Source organism: Pseudogracilibacillus sp. SO30301A (assembly GCF_037072025.1).
In the GTDB taxonomy this organism is placed as follows: Bacteria; Bacillota; Bacilli; order Bacillales; family Amphibacillaceae; genus Pseudogracilibacillus.
The window spans coordinates 34,803-40,802 of record NZ_JAXHDD010000036.1; the positions used below are offsets into that span (position 1 = coordinate 34,803).

A 6,000-nucleotide genomic window follows, 5' to 3' on the forward strand; every position below is an offset into this window, starting at 1 on the left:
AAATTTCGTCCCCCTTGTTTTAGCGCCAAATCCTCCTGCGTCAAATTCGCAACTCGAATAATCGCATTCCCCAAAGTTGGGGTTGTGGTCGCTCTCACCGACCACCAACTTGTTTTACTTAACCCTCACATACTTGCTTGCAGCAGTAATATAATAAACATGCCCCTTACTGTTTTTAACTTTGTATTGTGATCCTTTACCAACTTTAATTTTACTCACAATCGTAGGGAAACCAATACCTTTATTAACATGTCCTACAACGTCTTTATCAGCCCATGATGGCTTGTTGTAGAATCTTAATCCATTTACTTTTGACTCAACTCGCTTACCTTTGTACGAGCTTGTAGTAGCTTGTGGCTTATTAGTTCTCAATTTACCATTCTTTTTATAGTCCTTTTTAATTAAATCTAACAATTGTAAGTTTAAGGAAGCTTGTCCTTGATAATTTTTCACTCCATAATAAGAAGCCAGTTTTTTCCTATGTGCTAGTGAATATGGCTGCCCAATACTCTGTAAAAATTCTACAATCGATTTAGTGTTATAGTTAGGTTTTCCTTTACTTTTAGGCTTGCTAGTAGGCTTGTTTGTAGGCTTACTAGAATGTTTTGTAGTTGTAGTAGATGTATTAGTTAACCATCGTTTAATAAGCCGCTTAAAATTAAAAAATAAAAATTAAAATGTAACCATCAAAAACCGGAAAATAATAAGCATGAGCTCCTTCACGTTCTAAAACAGTATCCGCTAAATAACCGTATGATTTTCTAATCTCGTTTGCCTCCGCTAGCAAATCTTCAACAAAATAAACTTCTTTGATATTATCAATTTTTAAATCTTCTTAAATAAATCAATATGATTTTTGACCTTATCAATTAGGTAATTTTTAACTTGTGCTTCTATTTCATAATTAATAACTATATTCATCTTCCTGCCCCCTTTGTTTAATTTATTGCCATTTTGCTGTAAGAAATGAAAACTGTCAAACTATTATATATTACCGATCATTCAACCCAAACAAAAACCCCACATTTTAATGTGAGGTTTTATTACACGTCAATCAATTCTTTTGTGTTTAATACCATTATGTAATATTCTTCTTTTGGATGAACATAGATAAAATCGTACTTTTCGTAAAACTGTACCACATCTTCTGTTGCCTCTAGTACAATCAAAGTACAACCTGAAATCCTAGCGACATTGATACAGTTAGTTATTATTGAAGCCATTAGATCGTTGCCATACCCTTTCCCCATATGTTTGTCATCAATACCTAGAAAGTGAAGTCTAATTGAGGGAATATCTTGTACTCCGTGGGGAAGTTTTATATCAAGCTGTTTTCTTTTATGTTTATTTAATTTTATAGTGTCATTAAACAATGAATAGAACCCAATTAAACTTCGATTTTTATCGAAGAACAATCGAGTTCTAACTAAGTTCTGACTCATTAAGTCCAATGCCTGCTCTTGTAAAAATTTTTGAACATGATTGTCTCCATTTTGATTTACACATCTAAATTCACGAATTTGGTTGATGTGGATAGAGTCCAACCATTCTTCGGTAAGATGTGATAATTTATTCACTATTTATCTCTACTCTGCTTTCTATACTCTTTTATTAATTCCTTAACACGTTTACTCGGAGCAGGCGGATTCTTAATATAATCTACAAAGTCATCATACTGCTTATCTGAATCAAAATTTATCTCCAATGACTTAACAGGTTTAGGTTCTACAACTGTATTCATATCTTCATCCCCTTTTTTATTCTTGTCTTTTGAATTGTCTTTTAGTCTGTCATTTTTAGAATCCACTACACATCACACCTTTATACTGTTTACAATTAGTAATATGTAGTGTACCCTTTATTTACCACAATTATAGCATATTATTTGCGCTTTTAATACAGTTAGTTTGCTTTTTTACACATTAAGCAATCAACTCACTAATCCCAAACTCTACTAAATCATGCTGTAATCTAATTCTATTAATCAATTCTTTTTCCTTATCTGTGAGTTGAATATCTTGATATGTGACGTTGTTGACAATGTTTTGTATCGTTGTATAGCTACGATACAAACGCTCACTAAAGTAGTTAAAAAACGTATTCTGCGCATATTCTCCTTTTACTTTAAGGATCTCTTTTATTAAGCGTAAGTAACGCACATCATCATTGCTCAATCGCTCACCTTGACCCATTCTAGAACGTACAATATCACAAAACTGATCTTTATGTTCAATTAATTCTAAATTATGTATTGAATTATTTTCCTTATTTAAGTCGATATGGTTAACAGTGAGTGGTTTCCATGATTCTGGAGATTTATTGAGGTGTGCTGACATAATAACCGTATGTATTGAAATTGGTATTGCAGTACCATTGTTATTCTTTAAAGTACTATAAACATAACCAAATCTCTTATTAGCCTTAGGATTAAGCCATTTATTACTAATCAAACTATAAATCCTACCTCTATGCAAATCAGCCTTATAATGACTAAAATTGGGGATATCCGTTAATTCATGCACTCCATTCTCGTCCTCTATCGCATACAATTTCCACTTACCATTAACTTTCTCGAAATGTTTAATTGTTCCATCTTTTTCTTCAACTTCTAAACCTTCTGCATCATTAGTTAAATATCCAATAAATAAATCCTCTAGTTTTAAATCATATTGTTCATACTCCTATTACCCCTTAATTTATTAGTTTTTTTATTTTTCTAGTATTTTTCGCACCAAAAAAGCGACTCGACTTTAATTAGTCAAATCGCTTTACTTTGTTTTATGTATTTATTTTTCAAAATTGGAAAGCAAAATAGTCCAGTCCTCGTAAAGAACATAAGCTTGATCATTGTATGAAATGTCCGCTAATCTACTGCAGATAAACCATCCAACTATAACTCCTATTACAATTCTCGCTGTCTAATCGTCTACATTTGGTATCATCAATATGTAAAAAATAATCGCTATAATAATCATTAAAATTGTAAGTTTATTATCTTTAATTTTATCGATCATCTTCCTACCCTTTCTTTTTGTTTAAATATTCTCTAAATAAAAATAAATTTTACCCTCATCATAACTATCTACATGTTGATTAGTTTTCGATGTACCAGTCTCCCAAACCATTTGATCATCTGCTTGATAAAATTTAAATATCATATCCTGGGCGCTCTTATCAAAATTACTTCTATCAAATTTATCCAAGTGATCATAGTAAAAATGAATTCTAATAGGCTTGTTAAAATCCACACCTAACTCTTTTTTACTCGGCATTGTCCATCCATAAGGAAAATTTGCTTTCCATTTTTGGAACGCCGGTGTATCTGTAAGATAAGGTTCACCATCGTCTGATATTTTCGCCTGTTATGAGGAATTAATGCTAAAGGGATGATAATTAATCGCGTGGTATTTATCAATTGCTGGAGGTTTAATAGATTGATATTCTTCCTGCAATTCTTTATGTTGCTTATTTATTTCACGTAATCTAGCACCGTATGAGTGATTACGGATTTTATCAATATCCTTAGCAACTCCAACCAACAATTCTTCAATTTTTACTACAAAAGCTATATCAGTACCGTAACCCTCTTTTTTATCATCTAGTACTCGCTCAACATGCCTCAAAGCTGTTACTTTATCATCAGCTTTCCAATTCTTTATGTACTCTTTAATATCTTCATAAACAGTAAACACATTCTCTTTACCGTCAATCGTTGCTTCTTCTAGTTGTTTTCTTCTGCGTTGTGGTGTCGATAATAGTAACTTCTTATCCAACTTGTCAGCTTGCTCATCTGTAATATCAGATGAAATGTAACCACCATCTTTACGAATAGTAGGTAACACTTCTGATGTAACCCATTTTCTAAATGCTCTGGCTTCTTTCTTTTTACTTTTGAAAATTAATGCGTACAATCCTGATTCATTTATGATAGTAATATCTCTGTTTTGACCTGCTACACACATTTGTGTAATAGCTTTTTCATCACTATCTAAGCTTCTTGTTGCTGTATAAGCATCCCTAAACCCTAAAATATCTGAAACATCTTTAGCAACAAACCAACCTTCACCATCTTTTACTACTGTTCTTACCTCTTGACCTTCAAAAATAAAACTTTGTAAACCTTCCATTCCTAATCATCTCCATTAATTTATTTAGTGTGTGTTTTCCATCTCACACACTTTGTGCGATTTCCATTCTTTTTAGCAATAATAAAATGAGCTACTAGTCAATTAAGACTAATAGCTCTGCACACTAAAAAGGGTAATGGAGACCCCGCAAAATGTATGAAATTATCGGTACATTCAACCTCTCTGACAATAGATAGATATTATTAGTTTTTGCCACTTTTGGCAACGGTGGTAAATAATTTGTGATGTCACCAGATGCATAGCGAACTCACTACCCTTTAAATCAATAACATCAACATAATTTTTAAATCGTTTTCTGTTTCTTTGGTATTATTGGTTGGACTTTTTTGTCTGACCATTAGTCAATTAATAAACACAAAAGGAACAGCCAAAACAAAGGGGGAATGTCTCAGCTGCCTAACTCTATTTACAGGGGAAAAATTTTAACAAGCAAATCCGGGGAAATGTTGTTGATCGCTTGCTAAAATGGGGAAATAAAAATGCAAATTACTGAAAAGGAAGAGAAAATAGTGTGTACTATCCCCTTCCCCCTCCTATTGTTAAATCATAAAAACTTAACCATTTTTTATGTAAATTTGACCTTAACTAACTTTAACTATTATATTATTAAACTAACCCAACAAATCGATCAATTCATCATAATCATTTGTCTTATTCTGATTTAATTTCTCATTGTTTCGTACAGCAAAATTATCTACAGCTACATCTAAAAATTGATTAATATTACCTTCTACACTTTCTAAATACTTGTAGAACGCTCCTACAATCGCTTTAGAGAATCTTTCGCTTTGTCGTTTAGTAAATACCTTATCTTCATCCAATCCTCTCACATGAGCGTCTAATACATTTGTAACAAGTTCATACTGTGACCTCATAATATAATCACTTATTACATCGATAACAGATAAACTCACATCAATCTTATTGCTCTGCATAAATTTATAATTGTAATCAAAATCTCTTTTAGTGCTATTATCTTTTATAAAATTAACTATATACGTAAAGTAATCAAATGTATTACCAGTATCAACTTCAATGATCTTGTCGAACTGCTCTAAGAATGTTTTAACAGTTTTTGTAGTATCAATCTCATTACTATCATTCATGATCTCCGCTGTTCTCCAAGATAGATAACTCTTTTTGAGTCGTTTATCAGCTTGCGTTATTGTCTTACTTACATTCGCTTCTGTTACTCCTAACTTGTTAGCTACCTCTCGCTGTGACATGATATTGGACATTGTAACTACATCAAATTGATTCTCTGTGAGCACATTCTTTAAGCCGCCAATTGCCTCGATAAATTTACTGTAAGAAGTGCTATATTCAATTTCAATCCAATTACTATAATCTGCTTGCTCATAGAGTGAATAAGCTCTATCATCGTCACTAAAATCTGCCCCATCTTTTTCAAGCGGATTAGTCATATCCTCAGTTATGACATTCTCACTAAAATGCAGCTCATTCTTAAAGTAAGTCTTAATGTGTCCAAAGAATGCTTTCTGTACATAAAATGCAATCTCGTTAGCACTCTTGGTAACATCTGCATTATCGAATACATTGTTTATTGCTAAAAAGTCAATTACAGCATCTTCAATGTCTTCTCGTGATATTATTTTATGGTATTCCTTTTTTATTTCCGTTAGCCAGTTATTCATTAATTTATCATTAAATCTGAGATGTCTGATATCGTGCTTGTTGCCTTCTTGGATAATCTGCTCAACTACTGGATAATAAATCAGATCATCAATAAGTCTCTGCTTGTCGTTGTGATTTTGATATTCAATTATATAATCCTTAATGTACATTTCCTCTTGATTCTCGATTTTAGTTTGATTAGTTTCATTTTGATTAA

The 6,000-nt window shown here is 32.0% G+C and carries 6 protein-coding genes and 1 pseudogene; all 7 read right to left on the reverse strand.

The features are described from left to right. Positions 1-114: 114 nt before the first annotated feature. Positions 115-318, reverse strand: a pseudogene (locus SPD89_RS15710) (N-acetylmuramoyl-L-alanine amidase family protein); the annotation flags it as partial. A gap of 725 nt (positions 319-1,043) precedes the next feature. Then, positions 1,044-1,577 (reverse strand): N-acetyltransferase, encoded by a 534-nt coding sequence (locus tag SPD89_RS15715; RefSeq protein ID WP_336262896.1) that lies wholly within the window; start codon positions 1,575-1,577, stop codon positions 1,044-1,046. Next, a complete protein-coding gene (locus tag SPD89_RS15720) occupies positions 1,577-1,807 on the reverse strand; it encodes a hypothetical protein (protein ID WP_336262897.1) in 231 nt (76 codons plus the stop codon). The genes SPD89_RS15715 and SPD89_RS15720 overlap by 1 nt, the downstream gene beginning before the upstream one ends. Positions 1,808-1,922: 115 nt before the next feature. Then, the gene (locus tag SPD89_RS15725) at positions 1,923-2,522 is read right to left on the reverse strand and encodes a hypothetical protein (RefSeq protein ID WP_336262898.1); all 600 of its coding nucleotides are present in this window, start codon (positions 2,520-2,522) and stop codon (positions 1,923-1,925) included. A gap of 513 nt (positions 2,523-3,035) precedes the next feature. Next, a complete protein-coding gene (locus SPD89_RS15730) occupies positions 3,036-3,272 on the reverse strand; it encodes a hypothetical protein (protein ID WP_336262899.1) in 237 nt (78 codons plus the stop codon). Between the two features lie 90 nt (positions 3,273-3,362). Beyond that, on the reverse strand, positions 3,363-4,127 hold the full coding sequence (locus SPD89_RS15735) for a BRO-N domain-containing protein (protein ID WP_336262900.1): 765 nt from the start codon (positions 4,125-4,127) through the stop codon (positions 3,363-3,365). A 632-nt stretch (positions 4,128-4,759) separates the two neighbouring features. Further along, positions 4,760-6,000, reverse strand: a 1,241-nt coding sequence (locus tag SPD89_RS15740) for a sigma-70 region 4 domain-containing protein (protein ID WP_336262901.1), incomplete at its 5' end; no start/stop codon positions are given.

Excerpts from the sequence above, each read along its gene's own strand:
- SPD89_RS15735 (WP_336262900.1), bottom strand. The coding sequence starts at position 4,127 with ATGGAAGGTTTACAAAGTTTTATTTTTGAAGGTCAAGAGGTAAGAACA.
- SPD89_RS15730 (WP_336262899.1), bottom strand. The coding sequence starts at position 3,272 with ATGCCGAGTAAAAAAGAGTTAGGTGTGGATTTTAACAAGCCTATTAGA.